Origin of the sequence: Martinezella lusitana (genome assembly GCF_014207095.1) — a bacterium.
Taxonomy (GTDB): Bacteria; Pseudomonadota; Alphaproteobacteria; order Rhizobiales; family Rhizobiaceae; genus Rhizobium; species Rhizobium lusitanum_B.
In genome coordinates, this window is the sequence record NZ_JACHBG010000001.1 from 262,158 (window position 1) to 285,815 (window position 23,658).

Annotated in this window: 24 protein-coding genes and 2 tRNA genes; 16 read left to right on the plus strand and 10 right to left on the minus strand. The window is 60.6% G+C overall.

Annotation, left to right across the window (positions count from 1 at the left end):
- Positions 1-231: 231 nt before the first annotated feature.
- From GGD46_RS01275 to GGD46_RS01285, 3 genes are all read left to right on the plus strand, one after another.
- The gene (locus GGD46_RS01275) at positions 232-900 is read left to right on the plus strand and encodes a GntR family transcriptional regulator (protein ID WP_184701033.1); all 669 of its coding nucleotides are present in this window, start codon (positions 232-234) and stop codon (positions 898-900) included.
- 279 nt (positions 901-1,179) lie between these two features.
- Entirely contained in the window at positions 1,180-1,770 is a 591-nt protein-coding gene (locus GGD46_RS01280; RefSeq protein ID WP_184701035.1) for a biotin transporter BioY, read from the plus strand.
- Complete coding sequence (locus tag GGD46_RS01285; protein ID WP_184701037.1) at positions 1,767-2,192, plus strand: DUF1284 domain-containing protein; 426 nt, start codon at positions 1,767-1,769, stop codon at positions 2,190-2,192. The genes GGD46_RS01280 and GGD46_RS01285 overlap by 4 nt, the downstream gene beginning before the upstream one ends.
- 49 nt (positions 2,193-2,241) lie before the next feature.
- Here the strand turns inward: GGD46_RS01285 and GGD46_RS01290 are convergent, their stop codons facing one another.
- Entirely contained in the window at positions 2,242-2,940 is a 699-nt protein-coding gene (locus GGD46_RS01290) for a helix-turn-helix transcriptional regulator (RefSeq protein ID WP_184701039.1), read from the minus strand.
- A 71-nt stretch (positions 2,941-3,011) separates the two neighbouring features.
- Here GGD46_RS01290 and GGD46_RS01295 point away from each other — a divergent pair, with 71 nt between their 5' ends.
- The 3 genes from GGD46_RS01295 to GGD46_RS01305 all read left to right on the plus strand — a co-directional run bounded on the left by GGD46_RS01295 (position 3,012) and on the right by GGD46_RS01305 (position 4,972).
- Entirely contained in the window at positions 3,012-3,341 is a 330-nt protein-coding gene (locus tag GGD46_RS01295; RefSeq protein ID WP_184701041.1) for an NIPSNAP family protein, read from the plus strand.
- Positions 3,338-3,703, plus strand: a complete 366-nt coding sequence (locus GGD46_RS01300) for an antibiotic biosynthesis monooxygenase (RefSeq protein ID WP_184701043.1) — start codon at positions 3,338-3,340, stop codon at positions 3,701-3,703. The genes GGD46_RS01295 and GGD46_RS01300 overlap by 4 nt, the downstream gene beginning before the upstream one ends.
- 138 nt (positions 3,704-3,841) lie before the next feature.
- Positions 3,842-4,972 (plus strand): site-specific DNA-methyltransferase, encoded by a 1,131-nt coding sequence (locus tag GGD46_RS01305; RefSeq protein WP_184701045.1) that lies wholly within the window; start codon positions 3,842-3,844, stop codon positions 4,970-4,972.
- A gap of 255 nt (positions 4,973-5,227) precedes the next feature.
- On the opposite strand, the gene GGD46_RS01310 is transcribed toward GGD46_RS01305, so the two are convergent.
- Genes GGD46_RS01310 through mutY form a run of 3 tightly spaced genes read right to left on the minus strand, consistent with a single transcriptional unit; the run spans position 5,228 to position 7,336 of the window.
- Complete coding sequence (locus tag GGD46_RS01310; RefSeq protein ID WP_184701047.1) at positions 5,228-5,593, minus strand: nuclear transport factor 2 family protein; 366 nt, start codon at positions 5,591-5,593, stop codon at positions 5,228-5,230.
- Positions 5,594-5,597: 4 nt separating this feature from the next.
- A complete protein-coding gene (locus GGD46_RS01315; protein ID WP_184701049.1) occupies positions 5,598-6,212 on the minus strand; it encodes an HAD family hydrolase in 615 nt (204 codons plus the stop codon).
- Positions 6,209-7,336 (minus strand): A/G-specific adenine glycosylase, encoded by a 1,128-nt coding sequence (gene mutY / locus GGD46_RS01320; RefSeq protein ID WP_210325422.1) that lies wholly within the window; start codon positions 7,334-7,336, stop codon positions 6,209-6,211. The genes GGD46_RS01315 and mutY overlap by 4 nt, the downstream gene beginning before the upstream one ends.
- A gap of 98 nt (positions 7,337-7,434) precedes the next feature.
- Between mutY and GGD46_RS01325 the strand changes: the two genes are divergently transcribed.
- From GGD46_RS01325 to GGD46_RS01340, 4 genes are all read left to right on the plus strand, one after another.
- A complete protein-coding gene (locus GGD46_RS01325) occupies positions 7,435-7,929 on the plus strand; it encodes a DUF721 domain-containing protein (protein WP_184701051.1) in 495 nt (164 codons plus the stop codon).
- 169 nt (positions 7,930-8,098) lie between these two features.
- The gene (locus GGD46_RS01330) at positions 8,099-8,788 is read left to right on the plus strand and encodes a DsbA family protein (RefSeq protein ID WP_184701053.1); all 690 of its coding nucleotides are present in this window, start codon (positions 8,099-8,101) and stop codon (positions 8,786-8,788) included.
- Positions 8,789-8,878: 90 nt separating this feature from the next.
- Positions 8,879-12,340, plus strand: a complete 3,462-nt coding sequence (locus tag GGD46_RS01335) for a chromosome segregation SMC family protein (RefSeq protein WP_184701055.1) — start codon at positions 8,879-8,881, stop codon at positions 12,338-12,340.
- 134 nt (positions 12,341-12,474) lie between these two features.
- On the plus strand, positions 12,475-13,800 hold the full coding sequence (locus GGD46_RS01340) for a hemolysin family protein (RefSeq protein ID WP_184701057.1): 1,326 nt from the start codon (positions 12,475-12,477) through the stop codon (positions 13,798-13,800).
- Here the strand turns inward: GGD46_RS01340 and GGD46_RS01345 are convergent.
- On the minus strand, positions 13,797-14,723 hold the full coding sequence (locus tag GGD46_RS01345; protein ID WP_184701059.1) for a cobaltochelatase CobT-related protein: 927 nt from the start codon (positions 14,721-14,723) through the stop codon (positions 13,797-13,799). The two genes, GGD46_RS01340 and GGD46_RS01345, sit on opposite strands and share 4 nt — an antisense overlap.
- A 149-nt stretch (positions 14,724-14,872) precedes the next feature.
- Between GGD46_RS01345 and ppdK the strand changes: the two genes are divergently transcribed.
- On the plus strand, positions 14,873-17,539 hold the full coding sequence (ppdK, locus tag GGD46_RS01350) for a pyruvate, phosphate dikinase (RefSeq protein ID WP_184701061.1): 2,667 nt from the start codon (positions 14,873-14,875) through the stop codon (positions 17,537-17,539).
- 45 nt (positions 17,540-17,584) lie between these two features.
- Here the strand turns inward: ppdK and GGD46_RS01355 are convergent, their stop codons facing one another.
- Both GGD46_RS01355 and GGD46_RS01360 read right to left on the minus strand, forming a co-directional pair.
- Complete coding sequence (locus tag GGD46_RS01355) at positions 17,585-17,866, minus strand: hypothetical protein (RefSeq protein ID WP_184701063.1); 282 nt, start codon at positions 17,864-17,866, stop codon at positions 17,585-17,587.
- 92 nt (positions 17,867-17,958) lie between these two features.
- Positions 17,959-18,378 carry a hypothetical protein gene (locus GGD46_RS01360; RefSeq protein WP_184701066.1) on the minus strand — a complete coding sequence of 140 codons (420 nt, stop codon included), beginning with the start codon at positions 18,376-18,378 and terminating at the stop codon, positions 17,959-17,961.
- Between the two features lie 242 nt (positions 18,379-18,620).
- Between GGD46_RS01360 and GGD46_RS01365 the strand changes: the two genes are divergently transcribed.
- Positions 18,621-19,556, plus strand: coding sequence for a DUF1499 domain-containing protein (locus GGD46_RS01365; protein WP_184701067.1), 936 nt, complete (start codon positions 18,621-18,623; stop codon positions 19,554-19,556).
- A gap of 6 nt (positions 19,557-19,562) precedes the next feature.
- Here the strand turns inward: GGD46_RS01365 and GGD46_RS01370 are convergent, their stop codons facing one another.
- Both GGD46_RS01370 and GGD46_RS01375 read right to left on the minus strand, forming a co-directional pair.
- Positions 19,563-20,471, minus strand: coding sequence for an MBL fold metallo-hydrolase (locus GGD46_RS01370; RefSeq protein ID WP_184701069.1), 909 nt, complete (start codon positions 20,469-20,471; stop codon positions 19,563-19,565).
- Complete coding sequence (locus GGD46_RS01375; RefSeq protein WP_184701070.1) at positions 20,468-20,770, minus strand: cupin domain-containing protein; 303 nt, start codon at positions 20,768-20,770, stop codon at positions 20,468-20,470. Before GGD46_RS01375 ends, GGD46_RS01370 begins: the two co-directional genes overlap by 4 nt.
- A gap of 158 nt (positions 20,771-20,928) precedes the next feature.
- On the opposite strand from GGD46_RS01375, the gene GGD46_RS01380 reads away from it, so the two are divergent.
- Positions 20,929-21,003 (plus strand) — tRNA-Gln (locus tag GGD46_RS01380).
- A 188-nt stretch (positions 21,004-21,191) separates the two neighbouring features.
- Here the strand turns inward: GGD46_RS01380 and GGD46_RS01385 are convergent.
- Positions 21,192-21,629 carry a hypothetical protein gene (locus tag GGD46_RS01385; RefSeq protein ID WP_184701072.1) on the minus strand — a complete coding sequence of 146 codons (438 nt, stop codon included), beginning with the start codon at positions 21,627-21,629 and terminating at the stop codon, positions 21,192-21,194.
- A gap of 303 nt (positions 21,630-21,932) precedes the next feature.
- Between GGD46_RS01385 and GGD46_RS01390 the strand changes: the two genes are divergently transcribed.
- From GGD46_RS01390 to GGD46_RS01400, 3 genes are all read left to right on the plus strand, one after another.
- A tRNA-Pro gene (locus GGD46_RS01390) sits at positions 21,933-22,009 on the plus strand.
- Positions 22,010-22,328: 319 nt separating this feature from the next.
- The gene (locus tag GGD46_RS01395; protein WP_184702199.1) at positions 22,329-23,063 is read left to right on the plus strand and encodes a pentapeptide repeat-containing protein; all 735 of its coding nucleotides are present in this window, start codon (positions 22,329-22,331) and stop codon (positions 23,061-23,063) included.
- Between the two features lie 44 nt (positions 23,064-23,107).
- Positions 23,108-23,605 carry a GAF domain-containing protein gene (locus GGD46_RS01400; RefSeq protein ID WP_184701074.1) on the plus strand — a complete coding sequence of 166 codons (498 nt, stop codon included), beginning with the start codon at positions 23,108-23,110 and terminating at the stop codon, positions 23,603-23,605.
- Positions 23,606-23,658: the final 53 nt, after the last annotated feature.

Sequence of the window (23,658 nt, forward strand, 5' to 3'; positions counted from 1 at the left end):
ATTGCTGCCTTTGGTATGGGCTGGGTTTGGTAAGTTCCGGCGAAAATTCTCGCATCTTGGAACATGCCCTGAAAAACGACCGTCGCGCTTTACACGATGTGTCGACAAAGCTCAACCAATTGGCGGACATGGCTGTACTGCAAGGATCGAAAGGGTCGAGACCGATTCAAAAGGCTTGATGACGCCAGCTTGCCGCTCGACATCGGGCAAGGCCGTCATTAAGGATCGGTCATGGCCAAAGAGCACGACGACACCATTGCCAGCCGTATCAGCCGGGTGCTTGCCGACCGCATCATCCGCGGCGAGCTCGCGCCCGATGCGCGCTTGCGGCAGGATCATATCGCCGAGGAATTCGGCACAAGCCATGTTCCGGTGCGCGAGGCGTTTCGCCGCCTGGAAGCGCAGGGTCTGGCCGTCAATCTGCCGCGTCGCGGTGTTCGCGTGGCTTCCTTCGATCTGAAAGAGGTGCGGGAAGTCGCCGAAATGCGCGCCGCACTGGAAGGTCTCGCCTTGAGGCACGCGGCGCAGCATCTGACCCCGGCCATCCTGGATGCGGCCGAAGAGGCGACCCGGGAAGGGGATGCCGCCTCCGACGTCTATGCGTGGGAGGAGGCCAACCGCCGCTTCCATCGTCTTATCCTGGCGCCTTCCGATATGGCGCGCCTATTGGCCGCCATCGACGATCTCCACGCCGCCAGCGCCCGCTTTCTGTTCTCGGCATGGCAATCCGGCTGGGAAAAGCGCACGGATCACGATCATCGCGCTATCCTTGCCGCCTTGCGTCAGGGTCGGGCGGATGAGGCTGCGGCCATCCTGCAAAAGCATGTGCAATGGATCGGTCGTGCGCCTGTTCGCACAGCCTCCGGCTCCACTCGCGAAGCCTTCGCGATCGTTGGCTAAGATCGGGAAATTATAGATAATTCTACATTATTGCGCTTGCATGTCGTCTTCGGATGCGGCGGTGATGGCTCTCCACCTGGGATTGCTAGCGATCGCGCATTGATGGCGTCGCGCCCGAAAATGGCGTCTGGCTCCTCCTCCCTTACGGAAATCAGTAGCGATCTCGGTGCTTGCGCGCCAGTGAATCAATTTTCCACACCCGTCACTTGCCTGGTTTTGCAAACTCAGACATACAATAGATGGGAATTAAAAATTATCTATAATTTGGAAGGAGAGACCATGTCCCTGTCCCATCATCATGACGAAGCCGCCTTCGATCCGCTCCGCCTCGGCCAGCGATCACTGGTGGTTAAATCGGTTTTCGTCCTCGCAGGAACATTGGTATTGGCACTGGCATCGCAGATTTCCGTGCCGATAGTGCCGGTGCCGGTCACCATGCAGACCTTTGCCGTCACGATGATCGGTGCGCTCTATGGCTGGCGTCTTGGCGCCGTGACCATTCTGGCCTGGCTGGGCGAAGCTTTAGTCGGCTTTCCCGTTCTTGCGGGCGGAGCAGGGGGGATTGCGCCTTTCATGGGTCCGACGGCCGGTTATCTCGCTTCGTTCCCGATCATCGGTGCCCTCGTCGGTTTGCTTGCCGAACGTGGCTGGAGCGGTGACCGGGTCGTCAGCAGTTTTCTCGCTCATCTCTCGGCCAACATCCTCTGCCTTGCGATCGGTGGCGCATGGCTTGCCGCATTGATCGGTGCCGAAAAAGGCTGGCTGCTTGGCGTTGCCCCCTTCATCCTCGGCGCGGTGCTGAAATCGGCTCTGGCGGCTGCTGTGCTGAAGGCGGTCAAGACCTATGGCGGCAAGGCAAAGCTGAATTGACGGTTCGGCTTCGCGCCCACCATCTGCTTTGCATGCTGACTTTCGTCGGTGAAGGCTACACGCCCGCCTTCACCGACAATTATCGCCGCATCGCCGAATGGCTGACCGCAGGGGAGGAGATCGAATTGGTCTCCGGCCCCGACGATATCTGTGCGCCCTTGCTCGATGAGCAGGATCCGCATTGTTTCAACGCATCCGTCCTTGAGCGAGATGCCCTCGCCCTTGCTGATGTGGCGACGCTTTTGGGCAAAAAGCTTGAGCCGGGCGCGGTGATAATGCCCGATGCTCCTCTTCTGGCGGAGTTACGACGTAACTTCGCTGGCGGTCAGATTCGCCGTGCCTGCAGCCGCTGCGAATGGGGAGATCTGTGCAACCGGATCGCTGAGGGTAAGTTCGCAGGCGTGCTGGTTGGGCAAGCCTAAACGAGCAGGCGGCGCAGTAGCGGACAGTGCCTTGCTGTAGGGACGCGCCTTAGGATTGGCCGGTGGTTTCGAGCGGAAAGAGCGCCAGGAAGCGGCGATCGCCTTCCGGCGTAAAGAAGATCGAGCGGCTGTTTTCGGTCCGTCGCGCCCAACCCTTGTCGAGGAAATTCGACAGCAGCGCCTTGCCGAGGCTGCCGGCCAGATGCGCGCGCCTCTCGCTCCAGTCGAGACAGGACCGGCAGAGCGGACGACGGTTCAAGCGCAATTCGGAGACGTCAATGCCGATGGAACCGAGATGCGCCTCGCCATGCGGGGTCAGGTTCAGACCTTCGCCCATGGCCGATATAGCGCCGGTTGCCACAAGACTGTCGAGCATCCGTACACCATAGTCGCCGGCGAGGTGATCGTAGCAGATGCGCGCCTTGCGCAGCGCCGGGTCTTTCGGGCCTGGACGATGGCGCAGATGGCCGCGGCTTGCGGCAAAGCCCATGATTCCTTCCAGCAGCTTGCCGACGCCGTCATCGGCGAGCGTGAAATAGCGATGCCGGCCCTGCTTGCGCTGCGCCAGCAGGCCACCTGCCTCCAGCTTGGAGAGGTGCGCGCTTGCGGTCTGCAGCGTCACACCCGCCGCCGCGGCCAGCTCCGTCGCGGTCAGTGCACGGCCGCCCATCAGCGCCGTCAGAATGTTCGCCCGCCCCGGATCGCCGATCAGCGAGCCGATTTGTGCAATGTCAGGACCTTCCTTCATACTTCGACCCTAACCGAAGCATCTCCGCAGCGCAATGTGGGAGAAATGGCCATCAGCAAAGGAGAAAACCAATGATCACCTGTTTCATCCGCTATCAGATCGATCCGTTCAAGCAGCAGGAATTTGCCGAATACGGCAAGGCTTGGGGCCAGATCATCCCGCGCAACGGTGCCGATCTTACCGGTTACTTTGCGCCGCACGAGGGCTCTCTGACAACGGCTTACGGCATCTACAACATCGAGAATCTGGCCGCCTACGAGGCCTATCGAGTGAGCCTCGCCGCCGACCCGCTCGCGAGAGCCAATCTCGATTTTGCTCGCCGCGAGCGTTTCATCTTGCAGGAGGATCGTATTTTCCTGAAAAATGTATCCCTGCCACATGCTCCGAGGGTATCGCCGTGATCGCAGTTATTTTCGAAGTCGTCCCGCATGCCGATGAACGTCAGCACTATCTCGACATTGCCGCAAGGCTGCTTTCCGAACTCAAAACGATCGATGGCTTTATCTCGATCGAGCGCTTCGAAAGCCTGAGCCAACCAGGCAAGTTTCTGTCGCTTTCCTTCTGGCGCGATGAGGCCGCCGTTCTCGAATGGCGAAATCGCGAGGCACACCGCGCCGCCCAGAGGGCCGGCCGTGCAACGGTTTTTGCCGATTATCAGCTGCGCGTGGCGCAGGTCCTGCGCGACTACGGCATGATGGAGCGGGACGAAGCGCCGACCGACAGCCGCGCCATGCATGACAGGACGGACGGCACGGTGAGGTAGCCTCAATCGCCACGCGACGAATTCCCGGCGGCAACCGGGAATTTGAAAATTATGACGCCGCTTTAGCCTTTGGTAACCAAGTTAGGTAACCATAACACTCAGTTAAGAGCATCGAGTCAGTGTAACAGCGAGTATCAAATGGCGTCAGTTTTCCCGCTTGCCGACCTCAGGAAATCCCCAGTTCCGGGCTCCTGGATCGACACGATCATCAAGGGCGATTGCGTAGCCGCTCTTGAGGCACTGCCCAATCAATCCGTCGACGTCATCTTCGCCGACCCACCCTACAATCTCCAGCTTGGCGGCACTTTGCATCGTCCAGACCAGTCGCTCGTCGACGCTGTCGATGACGAGTGGGACCAGTTTGCCTCCTTCGAAGCCTATGATGCCTTCACCCGCGCCTGGCTGCTCGCCTGCCGCCGCGTGCTGAAGCCGACGGGCACGATTTGGGTCATCGGTTCCTATCACAACATCTTCCGCGTCGGTGCGACCCTGCAGGATCTGAACTTCTGGATCCTCAACGACATCGTCTGGCGCAAGACCAACCCGATGCCGAACTTCAAGGGCCGCCGCTTCCAGAACGCGCATGAGACGATGATCTGGGCGAGTCCGAACGCCAAGGCCAAGGGCTATACCTTCAACTACGATGCGATGAAGGCCGCCAACGACGATGTGCAGATGCGTTCCGACTGGCTATTCCCGATCTGCAGCGGCAATGAGCGGCTGAAGGGCGACGACGGCAAGAAGGTGCATCCGACACAGAAGCCGGAAGCGCTGCTTGCCCGCGTCATCATGGCCTCGTCCAAGCCTGGCGATATCATTCTCGATCCCTTCTTCGGATCGGGTACGACCGGCGCTGTTGCCAAGCGTCTCGGCCGCCACTTCGTCGGCATCGAGCGCGAGCAGGATTATATCGATGCGGCAAGCGCCCGCATCGCCGCCGTCGAGCCGCTCGGCAAGGCGGAGTTGACCGTCATGACCGGCAAGAAGGCCGAAGTTCGCGTGGCTTTCAACGTGCTCATCGAGAGCGGCCTCATCAAGCCCGGCCAGGTGCTGACCGATGCGAAGCGCCGCTACAGCGCTATCGTCCGTGCCGACGGCACCGTCGCCTCCGGCGGCGAGGCTGGTTCCATTCATCGCCTTGGCGCGAAGGTCCAGGGCCTTGATGCATGCAACGGATGGATGTTCTGGCATTTCGACGATGGGCGTTCCCTGCGTCCGATCGACGAACTCAGAGCCATCATCCGCAGCGATCTGGCGAAGGTGGAGTAGTCTCCGCCGTTGGCTCGCAGGTTTCCCGTCGCAAACCGCCCCACGGTTTCCGGGAGGTCTTCGACCAGATCGACATATCCGTCTTCTTCCGTCGTGTACCTCCAGTTAGGGAAGAAGACGAGACGCCCAGGGCCTTGCCGACGAAACACGCGGTAAGGCCCTGGGCGTCTTTGGTTTTAAGAGTCTAAGCTCTGTCTCTTTGATTTCCAGCAATTCCTGACGGAAAGCGGCCCCGCACTTTTCCTGGAATTGCTCTTAGAATTCCTGATAGTCGGTGACGTCGACACGCACGACGCGGCCATCCTCATCGAAGGTGATCGTCTCTTCGCCCTCGCGGATCAGCGGCTGGCCCGTCTTGCTGTTGGTGGCGCGAACCGACCAGACGGCGCGGCCGGAAAGTGGCGTCAGCGTCTCGACCAGTGAGTTCGACGCGGTCTGATCGGGATACTTGTCGAAGTAGCCGCGGAAGGCCTCCATGATCGCATCGCGCCCGGCAAGGCTGCCGACACCGTTGGAGACATAGGTGGCGTTCTCGGCGAAGAAATTCTCGATCTCTTCGTAATTGATGCGATTGATCGCGTCGTGAAACAGCTCGATGCGTTCTGCGGGATCGAAAGTCATTGGATCAAACCTTTATGCCGTGGGCGGCGAGATCGCTGCGCAGCTTCTCGGCGCCGGTGAAATGGACCGCGTGCCAGCCGGCAGCGCGAGCACCTTCGACGTTCGGAAGCGAATCGTCGATGAAGATCGTCGCGGCCGGATCGAGGTCGAAACTCCTAGCATGGGTTTCGTAGATCGCAACGTCCGGCTTGATCAGCCCGATATCGCCGGATACCGTGACGCCGCGCGGCTTGTTGAGGAAGGGATAGCGCACCTGCGCCTCGCGGAAGGTGTCGGAGGCGAAATTGGTGAGCATGGTGACGTCGCGACCCTCTTCAATCAGCTGCTCCATGATGGAGACGCTGTCCTCATAGGCATGCGGGACCATCTCGTGCCAATGCTTGCGGAAAGCGCGGATCTGCTCTTCGCGCTCCGGATGTTCGGCAATCAGTAGCGCCTCGGCCTCTTCCCAGGTTCGGCCGCGATCCTGCTCGATGTTCCAGTCGTGCGTGCACACATTGGCGAAGAACCATTCGCGTTCGGCAGCGTCCGGAATGACGCGGCTGTAGGGGAGGTTCGGATCGTAGTGGATGAGGACCTTGCCGATATCGAAAACGATATGCCGTATTTCCGTGGTCATAAGTTAGTTCCTGATTCTCTCTTGCCTGATTTTTCTGGGATGCGTGCTTTTGCGAACGCATTGGGAATAGCCTGAGCGATCGCTTTTTTCATGACTGTCGGCAGCGCCTGCTCTTCAAGATTTGTAACCGGCTCCCACCATCCGTCATGGTTGTCATTCTGCGAGACCGACTTGGCGCGCCAGATCGACAGCCTCAGCTCGAAATGCGTGAAGACGTGCGTCACTGTTCCCGCCTGCTGCCACTCCGCGGGGAAGGGGGCAGCCTCCATACCGGTCTCGCCGTCGATACGGGCCGTCCAGCCCGTCGTCGGTACTTCGGTCATCCCACCAAGTAGCCCGCTTTCGACGCGGCGGCGCAGAAAGATCTCACCCTCGTCATTGACGGCAACGAAGGCCGCCCCCTGCCGTATAGGCTTGTCCTTCTTGGCGGCTTTGACCGGAAAACGTTCGGGATCATGCGCGGCCAGCGCCTGACAGGCGCCGTTGAAGGGACAGAGCGAACAGACGGGGCGCTTCGGCGTGCAGATCGTCGCACCGAGATCCATCATCGCCTGGGCGAAGTCACCCGGCCGATCTGCAGGTGTCAGAAGCGCGACCTTCTGCCTCATCAGCGGCTTGGCGGCGGGGAGGGGCGTCGAGATCGCATAGAGGCGCGAAATGACACGCTCTACATTGCCGTCCATCACGGCTGCCTGGCGATTGAAGGCGATAGCGGCAACAGCGGCAGCGGTATAGTCACCGATGCCGGGCAGCGTTCGCAAGCCATCTTCCGTATCGGGAAAGCATCCGCCATGTTCGGCTGCGACGGCTTCCGCGCATTTCTTCAGGTTCCGGGCGCGTGCGTAGTAGCCGAGCCCAGCCCATGCGGCCATGACATCGTCGTTGGGCGCCGCAGCGAGATCGTTGACGGTCGGCCAGCGCTCCAGGAATTTAGCGAAATAGGATTTGACTGCCGGCACCGTCGTCTGCTGCAGCATCACCTCCGATAGCCAGATGCGATAGGGATCCGGCTTGACGCCACGCGACGCCATGGGCGGCGAGACGCGCCAGGGTAGGTCGCGGTGATGGCGGTCGTACCAGGCAAGCAGGGAAGCGGCCGAAGGTGATTCTAAAGTCGTGGTCATGATTTGCCGCATCGATGGGAAGTGCTCTATACTTGGCCAAGCTGCGCCGAGCGATCAAGGTCCCGAGCGCACAAAGCATGTGCCGGAACCCGATTGCGATGAGTTATCCCCGAAAAGGCGAAAAACAGATTTCCGAGCTGACCAACGGCATCGTCGATCCCGTGTTGGCGAAGCGCGCCGGCATCAATACGACATTGCTGGGCTGCTGGGACGAGATTGCCGGCGAGGATTTCGCCGATTGCACGCGGCCGGAAAAGATCGCCTGGGCAAAGCGCGGCGGCCCCGGCATGGACGACCGATATCAACCGGGCGTGCTGACGATCGCCTGCGAAGGTGCCCGCGCCCTCTTCCTTACCCATGCGCAGGGTGAACTCATTCAGCGCATCAACGGCTTTTTCGGCTTTCATGCCGTTCATCAGATCCGCATCGTGCAGAAGCCGGTCTCCGTGGCTTCGAAGCGATCCCGCACGCCGCCGCCGCTGAAGGGCGAAGCCGCAAGAAAGCTCGAGAGCATGATGGACGGCATCGAGGACGAGAAAATTCGCGCGGCAATCCAGAGGCTGGGCACTGCCATGGTTTGGAAACGGCGCTGAGAGGCTGGCTAAGCGACCAATTCGAAGAATTGTGGATGAAATTTAAGTTGTTCGTCTTCGCCAGGTCACAATTCTTTGAAGAAAGTTGGTCAACCGTGCCTTGTTAGCGGCAATCAGCCGTTATATCGCATGAAACATTCGAAGACCTCTTTTAACGACGGGTGACTCTATGCCGATGTCCGACATGCTCTTGACCAAGCGCCACCTGCTGGGCGGCTCTGCCGTTGCAGCTCTTTCCGTGGCGTTCTCTGCCTTTGCCGACACCGCATCCGCCGCGTCCGGCGACGACGCCATTCCCCCGTCGGATGGCAACGTAGACATGAATGAAGTGCTGAAGCCCGGCCCGCTGCCGGAAATCGCCTTCGGCAAGGAAGACGCGCCGGTCAAGATCGTCGAATATATGTCGCTGACCTGCCCGCACTGCGCGCATTTCGCCGTCACGACCTTCGACACGATCAAGCAGAAATATGTCGACACCGGCAAGGTGCGCTTCATCATCCGCGAATTCCCGTTCGATCCGCGTGCTGCCGCAGCCTTCATGCTTGCTCGTTGCGCCCCGCAGGAGCAGTACATGCCGATGGTCGAGATGCTGTTCAAGCAGCAGATCGCCTGGGCCTCGCCTGATGTCGATGGCCGCGCCGCACTGCTGCAGATGTCGAAACTCGCTGGTTTTACTGAGGATAGCTTCACGAAATGCTTGACGAACCAGAAGCTTCTGGATGATGTCAACTCTGTACGTGAACGCGCAGCCAAGGATTTCGGCGTCAACGCAACGCCGACCTTCCTCATCAATGGCAAGCGCTATGCAGGGGACATGTCTGTTGGTGCCATGTCGAAGCTTATCGACAGCCTGCTCTGATCCGCGCCTTTTTGAACCACAGGCGGGCGGCCAAGGCCGCGCGCCTGCTTTCTATTACCTCCCCCTCAAGGTGAGGGTGGAGATCAGCTCATGAAGTTCAACAGGCTTCGGCTCGTCGGTTTCAAATCCTTTGTCGAGCCGTCGGAATTCGTCATCGAGCGTGGACTGACCGGCGTCGTCGGTCCGAACGGTTGCGGCAAGTCCAATCTTGTCGAAGCCTTGCGCTGGGTGATGGGAGAGAATTCCTACAAGAACATGCGCGCGTCGGGCATGGACGACGTCATCTTCTCAGGATCGGGCAATCGTCCGGCGCGCAACACCGCAGAAGTCGGCCTTTATCTCGACAACAGTGACCGAACCGCGCCGGCAGCCTTCAACGACAGCGACGAAATCCAGGTGACGCGCCGTATCGAGCGCGAGCAGGGCTCAGTCTATCGTATCAACGGCAAGGAAGCGCGCGCCAAGGATGTGCAGCTGCTTTTCGCCGATGCTTCCACCGGTGCGCGCTCGCCGTCCATGGTCGGGCAGGGGCGTATCGGCGAGCTGATCCAGGCAAAGCCGCAGGCACGCCGCCAGCTCCTGGAAGAGGCGGCAGGCATTTCCGGCCTGCATTCGCGCCGCCATGAGGCCGAGTTGCGCCTGCGCGCCGCTGAAAGCAATCTCGAGCGGCTGGACGATGTGACCTCGCAGCTCGAAAGCCAGATCGAGAGCCTGAAGCGTCAGGCACGGCAGGCCAATCGTTTCAAGATGCTCTCGGCCGACATTCGCGCACGCGAAGCGATGCTGCTGCATATCCGCTGGGTGCAGGCGAAGGAAGCCGAGGCTGAGGCGGATAGCGCGCTCAACCAGGCAACCGTTCTGGTCGCCGAAAAGGCGCAGATTCAGATGGAGGCGGCAAAGGCGCAGGGTATCGCCAGCTTCAAGCTACCGGAGCTGCGCGACGAAGAGGCGAAGGCCGCAGCCGCGCTGCAGCGCCTTCAGTTCGCCCGCAATCAACTGGAAGAGGATGCCAACCGCATCCTGCGCCGTCGCGACGAGCTGACCCGCCGACTGGCGCAGTTGGGCGAAGATATCCGTCGCGAAGAGAACCTGGTTGCCGACAACGCGTCCATTCTTGCCAAGCTGGACGCAGAAGAAGCCGACCTTACCGATATTGTCGCCGATTCCGGCAGGCTTGCCGAGGAGACGCGGTTGGCCTTCGAGGAGGCTGCCGCCAAGCTTGCCGACAGCGAACGAATCTTTACCGCTCTGACCGCGGAACGCGCCGAGGCCGCTGCCGCCCGAAATCAGCTGGAGCGCGCCATTCGCGATCTCGCCGACCGCAAGATGCGGCTTGAGCGCCAGGCCGACGAAGCAAACCGCGAACTTGCCGCCATCGACGAGAAGATGGCTGATCTGCCGGACCCCGGTGAAAAGCGCGATATGGTCGAGGCGGCGGAAAATGTCGTTGCCGATAGCGAGGGCGAGATCCAGCGCATCGAGGCGATCCTTGCCAAGGCTCGCGAAACCGAGGCACTATCGCGCGGACCGGTCGAGCAGGCAAGGGCACGCTTGAACGCGCTGGAAACAGAAGCACGCACCATTTCCAAGATGCTGGCGGCTGTCGATACATCAGGCGCTTTTTCACCTGTTGCTGAGGAGCTGCGTGTCGACCGCGGCTTTGAGACGGCACTTGGCGCGGCTCTCGGCGACGATCTGGAGTCTTCGCTCGACCCGCAGGCCCCGGTCTATTGGGCAGACAATGGAAGCGGCGCCGGCGATCCGGCGCTCCCGGCAGGCGTTGCGCCTCTGATCACCCATGTCGGGGCGCCCGCGGCACTGACACGCCGCCTCCGCCAGATTGGCATTGTTTCGGCTGAAGACGCTCTGCGCTTGATGTCGGAGTTGAAGCCGGGGCAGCGGCTGGTGACCAAGGATGGCGCCGTGTTCCGCTGGGATGGCCATGTGACCGGTGCCGATGCCCCGAGCGCGGCTGCCCTGCGGCTCGCCCAGAAGAATCGCCTCTCCGAGCTGGAAGCCGAGGCCGAACTCGCGCGCGATGTGCTCGTTGAAGCCGAGGAGCGGCTTTCGGCGGCCGCGGATGCCATTCGGGGCGAGGAGAGCCGTTTGGCAACCGCCCGCGATGCAAGCCGTCTTGCGGCTCGTCGTCTTTCCGAAGCGCGGGATGCTTTGGCCGCTGCCGAACGGGCTTCCGGCGATCTTATCCGCCGCCGTGATGTGATCGCCGAGGCGGTCAGCGGGCTGCGGGAACAGCTGGAAGATGTGGCGGTGCAGGACGAAAATGCCCGCATCGAGCTGGAGGACGCTCCGGATCTTTCCGCCGTCGATCTGAAGCTGCGCGATCAGCAGGCGGAGGTCGCGACGGATCGTGGCTCTCTCGCTGAAGCTCGCGCCCGCCACGAGGGCCTGAACCGGGAAAACGAGGCGCGGCAGCGTCGCGTTCTGGCCATCCGCCAGGAGCGCGACACCTGGCGCCAGCGCGCGGCCAGCGCCGAAGAGCACATCCAGACCCTGCGCGACCGCGAAGAGGAAGCGCGCGACGAAGCTTCCGAGCTTGACCTGGCGCCGGATGAATTCGACGATAAGCGGCGCTCGTTGATGAACGAGCTGCAGAAGGCCGATGACGCCCGCCGCTTGGCGGCTGACCGTCTTGCCGAAGCCGAGGTCGTTCAGCGCGAAGCCGATCGTCATGCGGCGACGGCGCTTTCCGAACTTGCCGAAAGCCGCGAAAAACGCGGCCGTGTCGAGGAACGTCTGGTCTCTGCACGGGAACGGCGGCAGGAAAGCGAGCTGCGCATCCGGCAGGCGCTGAACGTCGAGCCGCATGAGGCGATGCGCCTGACCGGCCTTTCGGCATCGCAGAATATACCGGACCTGCGCGAGGTCGAGCGCGAGTTGGAGCGGCTGAAGATGGAGCGCGAGCGCCTTGGCGCCGTTAACCTGCGTGCCGAAGAAGAAAGCAAGGAGCTGACGGAGCGGCTGCAGGCGCTGATCAAGGAGCGCGACGACGTCATCGATGCCATCCGCAAGCTGCGCGGCGCGATCCAGAGCCTCAATCGCGAGGGCCGCGAACGCCTGATCGTTGCCTTCGACATCGTCAACGCGCAGTTCCAACGGCTGTTCACGCACCTATTCGGCGGCGGCACGGCCGAGCTGCAGCTCATCGAGTCGGACGACCCACTTGAGGCCGGTCTCGAAATCCTCGCCCGCCCGCCAGGCAAGAAGCCGCAGACCATGACGCTGCTTTCCGGCGGCGAGCAGGCGTTGACGGCCATGGCGCTGATCTTTGCGGTGTTTCTCACCAATCCCGCACCGATCTGCGTTCTCGACGAAGTGGACGCGCCGCTGGACGACCACAATGTCGAACGCTATTGCAACCTGATGGATGAAATGGCCGCTTCGACCGAGACGCGGTTCGTCGTCATCACCCACAATCCTATCACCATGGCCCGCATGGATCGCCTCTTCGGTGTGACCATGGCCGAACAGGGCGTGTCGCAGCTTGTCTCCGTCGACCTGCAGACGGCCGAGCGGTTGCGCGAAATCGCCTGAGAGCTTTCCGGCAGGAAAGAAAACTGTTCTGATATAAACAAGAAATTGCCGCTTCGGCTGCCGCACAGCCGGAAAGCGTGATAGTTTCGTTCTCGATCAACAACATGTGGCGCTAATCCGCCCGGAAGGGAAGTATGTCTGGATCTGGTGGCGGTATTTTCGATTTCCTCGGAATACTTGCCGTACTGCTGCTCGTTGCCGCCAACGGCTTTTTCGTTGCGGCTGAGTTTTCTCTGGTGTCCGTTCGCCGCAGCCGCGTGGCGGAGCTTGTTGCCGAAGGGCGGATGAACGCCAAGTCGTTGCAGAAGGCGGTCGACAATCTCGACGCCAATCTGGCGGCCACACAGCTTGGCATCACGATCTCCTCGCTCGCTCTCGGCTGGGTCGGCGAGCCCGCTCTTGCCCATCTTCTCGAGCCGCTTCTCGATTTCTTACCCGGAGCATGGGCCGCGGCCAGCTCTCATGCGATCGCCGTCGCTATTTCCTTCATCATCATCACCGCTCTCCATATCGTGCTCGGCGAACTCGCGCCGAAGAGCCTCGCCTTGCAGCGCAGCGAAGGTACGGCCCTGGGCGTGGTGCGGCCGCTCGGCCTGTTTCTCTTCCTGCTGCGCCCGGCCATCACCGTGCTCAACGGCCTTGGCAATCTCGTGCTGCGGCTTTTCGGGCTGCGGCCTGGCGCCGGTGAAGGCTCGCTGCATTCGCCTGCCGAGATCAAACTCTTGATCGCCGAAAGCCAGGAAGCCGGCCTGCTCGAACAGGCACAACAGGATCTGGTCGAACGCGTCTTCAATATCGGCAACCGCGATGTCTCCAACATCATGACGCCGCGGCTGGAGGTCGATTGGATCGATGCCGATGATACGGTGGAGGAAATGCACAAGACCATTCGCGAAAGCCGCTTCGAGCAGCTTCTGGTCGCGCGCGGCTCGATCGACGAGCCGATCGGCATGATCCTGAAGAAGGATCTTCTCGACCAGCTTTTGAACGGCGAACCGCTGAACCCGATGGCCGTCATCCGCCAGCCCTTGGTTGTCCACGAGTCCACAGCCGTCTTCAAGGTGCTTGAAAATTTCAAGCGCGCGCCCGTTCGCCTCGCCATGGTCATCGACGAATATGGCAGTCTGGAAGGCATCGTCACGCAGACAGACCTATTGGAGGCGATTGCCGGTGATCTCCCCGATATGGAGAACGAAGCGCCCGATGTCGTCGAGCGCGCCGACGGCTCGCTGCTGATGGAAGGCATGATGCCGGTCTATGACGCGTTTGCGAGGCTCGGCCTGCGCGAGGGCGAGGAAGACATGAATTTCCACACGCTCGCGGGCTTCGCGCTCTACCAGCTCGGTCATCTGCCCGAAGTGGGCGAGAGTTTCACTTTTGACGGCTGGCATTTCGAGATCATCGATCTCGATGGCATGAGGATCGACAAGATCCTAGCGCGGCGGGAAACGCTGGCTTAGTCTGATTTCTGAGGTTCGTTGTTCAGCAGCAAGCGCTGCAGAAAATGAAGCGTAGACACACCTAGATCTTGAGGAAGTTCGATTTCTTCGGCGGTACGATAATAGCGATTCACGCTATAGTTTATGCCTATGGCAGCCAGTTGGATAACGGACTCTGTTTCAATGGTTCCAATGACTTCGGTTAGATGTCTTGATAAGAAAAGAGGGTCATTTTCGTTAAGTGTGGAATCATCTACAGGGGCACCGTCGGAAATAACCAACAGTAGCTTACGTGTTTCAGGCCGCGCATATAATCGCTTTGCGGCCCATTGTAGCGCTTCGCCATCAACATTCTCCTTCAGCAAATCTGGTCTCAGCATCGGCTTAAGGTATCCAGCATGGGGAAAATTGCTATCTGCTGCCCGGTAAATGATATGGAGAAGGTCGCAGAGTCGTCCGGGCTTAGCTCGTCGCGGGCGTTCGGAAAGCCAGTGTTTTCGCGATTGTCCGCCCTTCCAAGAAGTTGTTGTAAAACCGAGAACTTCCACCTTGCAGCCGAGGTGCACCAGAAAATCAGTAGCGACATCTATTGTCGCTGCCGCCAGCAATATCGATTGCCCTCTCATCGAGCCGGAGTGGTCGACTAGGATTGAAACCACAGTGTCGGCGCGCATCTGCTCCGTGGTTTGAATCCGCACGAGCCGCGAAGCCTCTAGGGCGGCGAGACTGCATTCCATACGCCAATCAAGGAGCGCGCCTTGATATCGTTGCCATGCCGCGTCTAACGTTGTGGCGTGCTCAATTGAGATTGGTCCCAGGACCTCGTCTAGCTGGCTGGCCTTGAGGATTTTATCGAACTCGCGCGTATAGATCCGATAGGACGGGATCGAATCGGTTGCAGGCGCATTTGTTGGCTTTTTGAATAGTGCCCTTAAAAATTGCATCAGCGATAGCTAACTCCGAATCGATCGGCGATGAAGAGAAATCTGCCGATTTGTCTGTATTTTTTGTGCGGCGCAACATTTTGCCGTATTTGCCGATTTTCATTTGTCGCTCAATGAATTAAGTTCAGCCTCGGGAGTTGGACGAGACAATGACGAAGTGGGTCTATACATTCGGCGACGGCAAGGCCGAGGGTGGTGCTGGAGACTTTGAGAGGCTCGGCGGCAAGGGCGCGAATCTTGCCGAGATGTGCAACCTTGGCCTGCCGGTTCCCCCGGGGCTGACGATTGTCTGTGACGCCTGCACCTCCTATTACAAAAATGGTCGCAAAGTTCCCGACGAGCTGAAGCCGCAGGTTATGCAAGGCCTGAAGCAGATGGAGGCCGTTACCGGGCGCAAGTTCGGCGACATCGAGCGACCGCTGCTGGTTTCCGTCCGCTCAGGCGGCCGTGCTTCGATGCCCGGCATGATGGACACGGTTCTCAACCTCGGCCTCAATGACACAACGGTGCAGGCGCTCGGCCACGATGCCGGCGACGCGCGCTTCGCCTGGGATAGCTACCGCCGCTTTATCCAGATGTACGCCGATGTGGTCATGGGTCTCGATAACGAGGTCTTCGAAGGCATTCTGGAAGACGAGAAGGCCAGGTTCGGCCATGAGTTCGATACCGATCTCACCGCCGTCGAATGGCAGCATGTCGTCTCGATCTACAAGACCGTGATCGAGGAAGAGCTGGGCCAAGCCTTTCCGCAGGATCCGGAAGTGCAGCTCTGGGGCGCCGTCTCCGCCGTATTTTCGAGCTGGATGAACGCGCGCGCCGTCACTTATCGTCACCTGCACAATATTCCAGAGGCCTGGGGCACCGCCGTCAATATCCAGGCGATGGTCTTCGGCAATCTCGGCAATTCGTCCGCGACGGGTGTCGCCTTCACGCGCAACCCGTCGACGGGAGAGAAGGAACTTTACGGCGAATTCCTCGTCAATGCGCAGGGTGAGGACGTCGTCGCGGGCATTCGTACGCCGCAGAGCATCACTGAAGTCGCCCGCATCGCCTCCGGCTACGAACGGCCGTCGATGGAAAAGCTGATGCCTGAGGCGTTCGCGGAGTTCCGCAGCATCTGCTCGCAATTGGAAGCGCATTATCGCGACGTTCAGGATCTGGAATTCACGATCGAGCGTGGCAGGCTCTGGATGCTGCAGACGCGCTCCGGCAAGCGCACCACCAAGGCGGCGATGAAGATTGCTGTCGATATGGTGGACGAAGGGCTGATCACGGAAGACGAAGCAGTAGCCCGCATCGACCCGATGACGCTCGATCAGCTGCTGCACCCCACCATCGACCCGCGCGTTCGCCGCGAGGTCATCGGCTCTGGCCTTCCTGCTTCGCCGGGTGCCGCCACAGGCGAAATCGTCTTCACCGCCGAGGAGGCCATTGTCGCTGAAGAGGAAGGCCGCAAGGCCATCCTTGTGCGCATCGAAACCAGCCCGGAAGACATTCACGGCATGCATGCGGCCGAGGCGATCCTGACCACGCGTGGCGGCATGACCAGCCACGCCGCCGTCGTCGCGCGCGGCATGGGCATCCCCTGTGTCGTCGGCGCCGGCACGATGCGCATCGACATGCGCAACGAAAAGCTGATCGGCATCGGCGTCATCCTGACCAGGGGCGATATCATCACCATCGATGGCTCGACCGGCCAGGTGCTGAAAGGCGAGGTGCCGATGATTCAGCCTGAACTGTCAGGCGATTTCGGACGTATCATGGTCTGGGCCGACCGCTCCCGCCGCATGACGGTGCGCACCAACGCGGATACGCCGGCCGATGCGCGAGCAGCGCGCTCCTTCGGCGCCGAGGGCATCGGGCTTTGCCGCACCGAACACATGTTTTTCGAGGGCGACCGCATCCACGTGATGCGCGAGATGATCCTTGCCGAAGACGAGGCGGGTCGTCGCACGGCTCTTGCCAAACTCATGCCGATGCAGCGGCTCGACTTCACCGCGCTGTTCACGATCATGCATGGCCTGCCGGTCACCATCCGCCTGCTCGATCCGCCCTTGCACGAGTTCCTGCCGAAGACGGACGAGGAGATCGCCGAGGTTGCCGGCAGCATGGGCATGGAGCCGGCCATACTGCGCCAGCGCGTCGACGCCCTGCACGAGTTCAACCCGATGCTTGGCCATCGCGGCTGCCGGCTGGCGATTTCCTATCCGGAGATCGTCGAGATGCAGGCACGCGCGATCTTCGAGGCGGCGGTTCTGGCGGCGCGCGAGACGGGCGCCGCTGTCGTGCCTGAGATCATGGTGCCGCTCGTCGGTCTGCGTTCAGAGCTGGATTACGTCAAGGCCCGGATCGATGAGGTGGCGCGTGCCGTCATGACCGAAGCGAAGATGAAGATCGACTATCTCGTCGGCACGATGATCGAGCTGCCTCGCGCTGCATTGCGCGCCCATATCATCGCCGAGGCCGCCGAATTCTTCTCCTTTGGCACCAACGACCTGACGCAAACCACCTTCGGCATATCGCGTGACGATGCGGCCGCTTTCATACCGACCTATCAGCGCAAAGGCATCATCGAGCACGACCCGTTCATATCCCTCGATTTCGATGGGGTAGGGGAGTTGATCCGCATCGCGGCCGAGCGCGGCCGCCGCACGCGCAACGACATGAAGCTCGGCATTTGCGGCGAGCATGGCGGCGATCCCGCCTCGATCCACTTCTGCGAAGACATCGGGCTGGACTACGTGTCCTGCTCGCCCTTCCGCGTGCCGATCGCACGGCTGGCTGCAGCGCAGGCGGCGATCAAGGCAAGAGTCTGACGCGCTTTGCGATTCCGGGAGGCGTTCTATCGGGCCGCGCTTCGTTCAGCGGCGCCAATAACCGCGATGATGGTAGTAGCCCGGGCCGCCGACCACGACCGTCGGCCCCCAGAAGAAATCATCGTTGCTTTCCATGAACGCACGCTGATCGGCTCGCCGACTGAGATCCTGATTCATCAGGCAATTGGCGAAATTCTCCGAGCCGCGTTTGAAGCCGTAGCCACCGCATCTCGCTTCATCGGCCGCTCGTATTTCCTCGGCAGTTTGGCAAGAGGAGAGCACGAAAGCGACTGCGAGGAGCGCGAAAATGGAAGCGACGAGACGCATGACTTAGTATCCTGAATGCAACTTTGCAGACTGGAATTATAGCGCTACGCCGCATGGCGCGAAAGGCTTATCGTCGCCGCAGGCCGAAACGACTATTGAGCAGCTTCCTTCGGCTTTTCGGGCAGCCGCTGCACCAGGTTGACGAAGGCGTCGGCGAACCGCAGCAGATGCTCGGTTTCCTCGTCCGGTTCCAGGAGGCGAATTTCTGCACCGTCTTCGTCGAGCGCTGCAAAAAGGGTGCGCATCGTGGTGTTCCCTTCCGGAATTCTGATGACCGCCAGCCGGCGGCAATCGGCGATCAATCCTGTGGCTGGGAGATCGAACAAAAAGTCGCCATGCACGGCCGCGGCGGCACGCCTCACAGCTTCGCAGAAGGAGGGCTCTCCACCGGAAAAACCCTCAAGGGAAAGTTCCAGTTCCAGAAGCTCAAGCGGCAATATCGGGTCTGTTGCGTCTGCCGCGACAATGGCCGCATTTGGCAGCGGCCGGGCTGCGATGTCTTGAGAAAGCATCGGTTCCATCTCATCAAGTCCCTTCGAAGCCTCGATAAAACGCCCAAGAATGGCCTTTTTAGGGAATTTAAGCAAGCGCTCACGTTTTTCGGCGATCCGTCACCGGACTGAACTTTGGCAAGGCATCGCTCACGGACGGCATGACTTAAGATTTATTTTCATCATTTCCTGCTTTAAACATGGATCACTTATCCGGGATTCGGTGCATCCGGCTTCCGATCCGACGCGCCGACGAGCACTTGATGACCATTCGTTTCGACCGTCCTGTTTCACATGCTGCCCGCGCTGCGCGCCTCATCGCCGCCTTTGCGCTTGTGCTGTGCGGCGTGACGCTGATCGGGCATCGTTTCGGGCCGCTGGAAATGCCCTATTTCGTGCTGCTGATGCTGATCTCGGCGGGCTGCGCTGCGATCGCGGTGGTGCTGGCGGCGATCGGTCTTGCCCAGCTTTGGCAAAGCGCTGCCTTCGGCGGCGTTTCTGCCGTCAAGGCAATCATCTATGCCGCCCTGCCGCTTGCCATCTTCGGCCTTGGCGTGGAGCGCTTCTGGACCCGCCCGCCGATCTACGAAGTCTCGACTGATCTCAGCGACCCGCCGCAATGGTTGGCGACACCGGACGCCAGGCAGATCTGGCTGCCGTTGCGCCATCTGGTGAACGAGCAGGAGCGGCAGGCGCAATTCGACGCTTATCCGGCCCTGATCAGCCGCCGCTACGAAGGGGCTGCCGACCGCGTGCTGGAGGCCGTGCGCAAGGTGGCGAGGGACAGCCACATTACCGTCGTCAAGGCAGAGGGCGCGGAGGTGGCCGATCCGAACGGCGCTGCGAAGCCCAAACGCCGCATGCGTCTCCAGCAGCGCGCCAGCCCAGCACAGGACGATACCGCCGTCGGCGACATGCCTGACTTCATTCCGGTGCCGACCCCGCGCCCCTTCCGGGATGGCGTCGCCGATCTGATCCGCCAGAACACCGACGTCATCCTGCAGGGGGAAATGCGCACCCGCATTTTCGGCCTGCCCTGCGACGTGCTGATCCGGATCCGCGAGGAAGCTGAAACGACGCTCGTCGATATTCGCGTCGCGTCCCGCTACGGGCAGAACGATCTCGGTGTCAGCGCCGACACGGCAGACGGCTTCCTGAAAGCGCTCGATGCCGAGTTGCTGGGCATAGCGGGAAGCTGAGGCCTCTCAGAGGGGGCGGTATGCTCCCGCCAACGCCGGAGGGCCATCTGTTTCGACGCGGCCTTTCTCGACCAGGTCTTCCAGATGTGCCAGCACCGAAAGCGCCGCTGCGCCGTGCAGGCGCGCGTCCGTGTCGCGATAGATGGCCTTCACCATGTCGGGGATCAGGCGGTCGCCGGCCTTGATGCGCTCCAGCACGGCGCGCTCGCGCATGCGGCGATGGGTTCTGAGGCCGCGCATGAAAGAGGCCGGCTCCTTAACCGGCCCGCCATGGCCCGGCAGGAACAGGCGGTCCTCGCGGGCGAGAAGCCTCTCCAGCGAGGCCATGTAATCGGCCATCGAACCGTCCGGCGGCGCGACGATTGACGTCGCCCAAGCCATGACATGATCGGCGGAAAAGACGATGCCGGTGCCCTCGAGTGCGAAGCAGGCGTGGTTGGCTGCGTGACCCGGCGTCAACAGCGCCGTCATCTGCCAGCCGTCTCCGGAGATGCTTTGACCGTCGCCAAGCACGATATCCGGCTGAAACTCCATATCCGAGCTTTCGGCAAAGGGGTTGACCTCTCCGCGATGGAGCGGTCGCGCGGAGCGATGCGGCCCTTCGCCGACGGTCAGTGCGCCCGTCGCCTCCTTCAGCTGCTTGGCGAGCGGCGAGTGATCGCGATGGGTGTGGCTGACGAAAATATGGGTGACTTCGCGGCCCTTCAGCGCCTCCATCAAGGCGGCGAAATGCGCCTCGCTTTCGGGGCCGGGATCGATGACCGCCACCGACGTGCTGCCGACGATGTAGCTGTTGGTGCCGTGAAAGGTGAAGGCGCTCGGATTGTTGACCGTCATTCGCTCGATGCCGGGTGCAACGGGAACGGCGCGGCCATAGGCGGGCTCGAAGGCAAGGTCGAAGTCAGGTGTGCTCATGATTGCTTGTATTCGATTTCGATAAAGGACATCGGCTCGGAGCCGGCGTTGACGACATTGTGCTCGACGCCCGCCTCGCGCCGATAAGCGGCACCCTTGGCGATGTCGACACGGCGGCTGCCGCCGGGCTCTTCCAGCAAAAACTGGCAATCCGTCATCGGCACGACGACATAGCCGAGGCCATGGACATGGTGGCCGGTATCGGCGCCTGGCTCGAAATCCCAGCGCGTAATGCGCACGGCAGCGTCATCGAGAAGTACGGTGGGAACAGCCGGCGGGCGGGCGCGAAACTGGCTCATCGGGCCTCCTCATTCGGATTGCAGCGCAGCAAGACCTATCATAGCCGCCAAAAAAGCACACAGAAATATGCGTTCACGCATAACTTAGTGATTGTGGCGGCAAGCGACCTTTGCTAATCAGACGCCGATTTGGCAGATATTGCAGCCATTTCCTCTGTTGGGGCGTCGCCAAGCGGTAAGGCACCGGTTTTTGGTACCGGCATTCCCAGGTTCGAATCCTGGCGCCCCAGCCACACTCTTCCTTCTCTCCATGTTCAGTGGACACCCGGTAACAGAATTGTCGGCAGGCATGCGCCTTTCGCAAGATGGGTCAGTGTGCCCAATTTCGTGGAACGTCAGATCCTGGCCGTTAGTCTACAAACAAAAGCAGGCGGCCCGTGCAGACCGCCCGCTGGCATTGTCTCGTGATGAAGCTTTGGCCTCAGTCGGCGCTGTCAGCTTTTTCGGCTTTTTCAACCTTCTCCGATGGTGCCAGAAGCTCGGCGCAATAGGAGGGACCGCTGACGCCTGGCTGGTCGCCGAGGATGCGGATCGAACGGATCTCGTAGCTCTGGTTGGTGACGATGTCGGCCTTGCAGCTGAGGGAGCGCTTGCCGGTCGTCTTGCCGTCCTTGGTCTTGATGGTGAGGTTCTTGTAGCCGCCGCGCCAGGTGTAGACACGATTGCCGCTTTCGTCGCGATCGGAAAGTGGCGGCCCGTATGCTGCGAAGAAGCGTCCTGCGGACTTGCCTTCCCAGCGATCCTGAACGGGGTTCTTGGCGAGCAGCGGAATGACTGCTGTCTTTGTCGTCGTGGTTGTGGTGCTGCAACCGGCTAGCGCCAGCAACAGTCCCGCCGCGGTAATCATGCGGATATTCATCGTGTCGTCCTTGAGCTTCTGTCACGCATTCGGTTGCGGAAAGCCGCTCTGTCCAACGACGTTTCCACCTGTCCCGCTAAGGGCTTTAGCGCCAAAGCCGGCAAAAGAAAATTCCCATCCGCGTGTTCAAGAGGGATTTTAATCGATCTGTTGCGTCTTTTGCACGCCGGCAATTTCGGCTCCCGTTTCCTGCCGTTTTTCTAGGCAGATGCCGCTGTAATTTTTTCGTCAAAAATCAAACGCTTTTTTTAAATTGGTGCTTGTGCATCAAAAATGGCTGGTCTATAGAAGCGCCGCTGGTCACGGAGTGTAGCGCAGTCTGGTAGCGCACCACGTTCGGGACGTGGGGGTCGAGTGTTCGAATCACTCCACTCCGACCAGCTGAAAATTCCGATATATCCCGAAAAATCCCAAGCAACAGACGAACTGTCCAGCCTTCGCCGTGAAGGCTTCTGGCGCTCGATCCATCAGCCATCACAGCATCTTTCCCGGTTCCCGCTCGGCATCCGGCCTCCCTTCAGATATGCTTTTGCAATGCCGGCTCTTTTTGTCGTACGAAGCACAATATACAAAGGGAATACAGGCATCGACTCAGGCAACGGGTGGCTTGTGGGCGCTATAGTGGAGGGATGGATGAGTTTTGCTGAAGGAGCGGCCGCATTGGCGGGCGAGGGGCCTTTGTGGCGACGGCTGCGCAATATGATCATGCGCAAGCTGGGGATCGCGACAGGCCTCGGCATCCTGATCCTGAGCACCGGATTTCTTCTCGCTTCCAGCACCAATTTCCTCAGCGCCGCCGATTGCGGCAATGTCCCCGCGCCGGGCCTGGATTGGAGCAAGTGCAGCAAGACCAACATCATGCTGCAGAGTAGCGATTTGCACGGCGCCAACCTTGCCGGCGCCCACTTCGACAGCACGGATCTCAGCGATGCCGACCTGACATCGGCCAACCTCGATAAAGCGACCTTGGTGCGTGCCTGGCTGAAGAATGCCAAGGCAGATGGCGCGAATTTCAAAAAGATCGAGGCATATCGATCTGATTTCAGCAACGCATCCCTCAACGGCGCCTCCTTTGCCAATGCCGAACTGCAGCGGGCGGAATTCGACAGCGCGCAGCTCGCCAATGCTGATTTTCAGAAGGCTGAGCTTGGCCGCGCAGATTTCAACAAGGCGGTCCTGTCGGATGTGAATTTCTCGTTTGCCAATCTGTCTCGCGCGACGCTGAGCGGCGCGGTGATAAAGGGACAGATCTCCCTCAGCGGTGCCTTCATGTATCTGACCCGCATCGAAGGCCTTGATCTGTCGAATGCGGCGGGCCTGCAGCAGGCACAGCTCAATCTTGCCTGCGGCGACAATTCCACCAAGCTGCCATCCTGGCTGAAGGCGCCGGCGGTCTGGCCGTGTCCCCCCGATGATCCGGACGACAAGGATTGATGTCGGCTTCTGAAGGACAAGAGACTTAAAGAAAGCGACCTGCGATGTTTGCGGAAAAAGCGATTGAGAGCGACAGCAAGCCTGAATTCTATCGTGAACTTGCAGGGCAACTGCAGGCGCTGCTTGCCGGTGAGAAGGACGCTATCGCCAATGCCGCCAATACATCGGCGCTGATCTTTCAAATGTTGCCGGATCTCAACTGGGCAGGCTTCTATTTTCTGCAAGCCGCTGACGAACTGGTGCTCGGCCCGTTCCAGGGCAAACCTGCCTGCGTGCGCATTGCCGTGGGCCGTGGCGTCTGCGGAACCGCGGTCGAGAAAGCGGAATCGATCCTTGTCGAGGATGTGCACGCCTTTCCGGGCCATATTGCTTGCGATGCTGCCTCGCAATCGGAACTGGTGGTGCCGCTGTTCCGCGATGGCCGGGTTTTCGGCGTCATCGATCTCGACAGCCCGATTGCCGGCCGTTTCGATCGTGACGATCAGGCCGGCATCGAAGCGCTCGCGGCAATCTACGTCGCTGCCTGCGCTGCGGATGCTTGAGCGCTCGCAAGGGCAGGGCGTCACGCACGCGTGATCGATATGGCAAATCGACC

What these genes read in the sequence shown, in the direction of transcription:
- GGD46_RS01275 (WP_184701033.1), top strand. Translation starts at nt 232, where the DNA reads ATGGCCAAAGAGCACGACGACACCATTGCCAGCCGTATCAGCCGGGTG.
- GGD46_RS01280 (WP_184701035.1), top strand. Translation starts at nt 1,180, where the DNA reads ATGTCCCTGTCCCATCATCATGACGAAGCCGCCTTCGATCCGCTCCGC.
- GGD46_RS01290 (WP_184701039.1), bottom strand. Translation starts at nt 2,940, where the DNA reads ATGAAGGAAGGTCCTGACATTGCACAAATCGGCTCGCTGATCGGCGAT.
- GGD46_RS01295 (WP_184701041.1), top strand. Translation starts at nt 3,012, where the DNA reads ATGATCACCTGTTTCATCCGCTATCAGATCGATCCGTTCAAGCAGCAG.
- GGD46_RS01305 (WP_184701045.1), top strand. Translation starts at nt 3,842, where the DNA reads ATGGCGTCAGTTTTCCCGCTTGCCGACCTCAGGAAATCCCCAGTTCCG.
- GGD46_RS01310 (WP_184701047.1), bottom strand. Translation starts at nt 5,593, where the DNA reads ATGACTTTCGATCCCGCAGAACGCATCGAGCTGTTTCACGACGCGATC.
- GGD46_RS01315 (WP_184701049.1), bottom strand. Translation starts at nt 6,212, where the DNA reads ATGACCACGGAAATACGGCATATCGTTTTCGATATCGGCAAGGTCCTC.
- mutY (WP_210325422.1), bottom strand. Translation starts at nt 7,336, where the DNA reads ATGACCACGACTTTAGAATCACCTTCGGCCGCTTCCCTGCTTGCCTGG.
- GGD46_RS01325 (WP_184701051.1), top strand. Translation starts at nt 7,435, where the DNA reads ATGAGTTATCCCCGAAAAGGCGAAAAACAGATTTCCGAGCTGACCAAC.
- GGD46_RS01330 (WP_184701053.1), top strand. Translation starts at nt 8,099, where the DNA reads ATGCCGATGTCCGACATGCTCTTGACCAAGCGCCACCTGCTGGGCGGC.
- GGD46_RS01335 (WP_184701055.1), top strand. Translation starts at nt 8,879, where the DNA reads ATGAAGTTCAACAGGCTTCGGCTCGTCGGTTTCAAATCCTTTGTCGAG.
- GGD46_RS01340 (WP_184701057.1), top strand. Translation starts at nt 12,475, where the DNA reads ATGTCTGGATCTGGTGGCGGTATTTTCGATTTCCTCGGAATACTTGCC.
- GGD46_RS01345 (WP_184701059.1), bottom strand. Translation starts at nt 14,723, where the DNA reads ATGCAATTTTTAAGGGCACTATTCAAAAAGCCAACAAATGCGCCTGCA.
- ppdK (WP_184701061.1), top strand. Translation starts at nt 14,873, where the DNA reads ATGACGAAGTGGGTCTATACATTCGGCGACGGCAAGGCCGAGGGTGGT.
- GGD46_RS01355 (WP_184701063.1), bottom strand. Translation starts at nt 17,866, where the DNA reads ATGCGTCTCGTCGCTTCCATTTTCGCGCTCCTCGCAGTCGCTTTCGTG.
- GGD46_RS01360 (WP_184701066.1), bottom strand. Translation starts at nt 18,378, where the DNA reads ATGCTTTCTCAAGACATCGCAGCCCGGCCGCTGCCAAATGCGGCCATT.
- GGD46_RS01365 (WP_184701067.1), top strand. Translation starts at nt 18,621, where the DNA reads ATGACCATTCGTTTCGACCGTCCTGTTTCACATGCTGCCCGCGCTGCG.
- GGD46_RS01370 (WP_184701069.1), bottom strand. Translation starts at nt 20,471, where the DNA reads ATGAGCACACCTGACTTCGACCTTGCCTTCGAGCCCGCCTATGGCCGC.
- GGD46_RS01375 (WP_184701070.1), bottom strand. Translation starts at nt 20,770, where the DNA reads ATGAGCCAGTTTCGCGCCCGCCCGCCGGCTGTTCCCACCGTACTTCTC.
- GGD46_RS01385 (WP_184701072.1), bottom strand. Translation starts at nt 21,629, where the DNA reads ATGAATATCCGCATGATTACCGCGGCGGGACTGTTGCTGGCGCTAGCC.
- GGD46_RS01395 (WP_184702199.1), top strand. Translation starts at nt 22,329, where the DNA reads ATGATCATGCGCAAGCTGGGGATCGCGACAGGCCTCGGCATCCTGATC.
- GGD46_RS01400 (WP_184701074.1), top strand. Translation starts at nt 23,108, where the DNA reads ATGTTTGCGGAAAAAGCGATTGAGAGCGACAGCAAGCCTGAATTCTAT.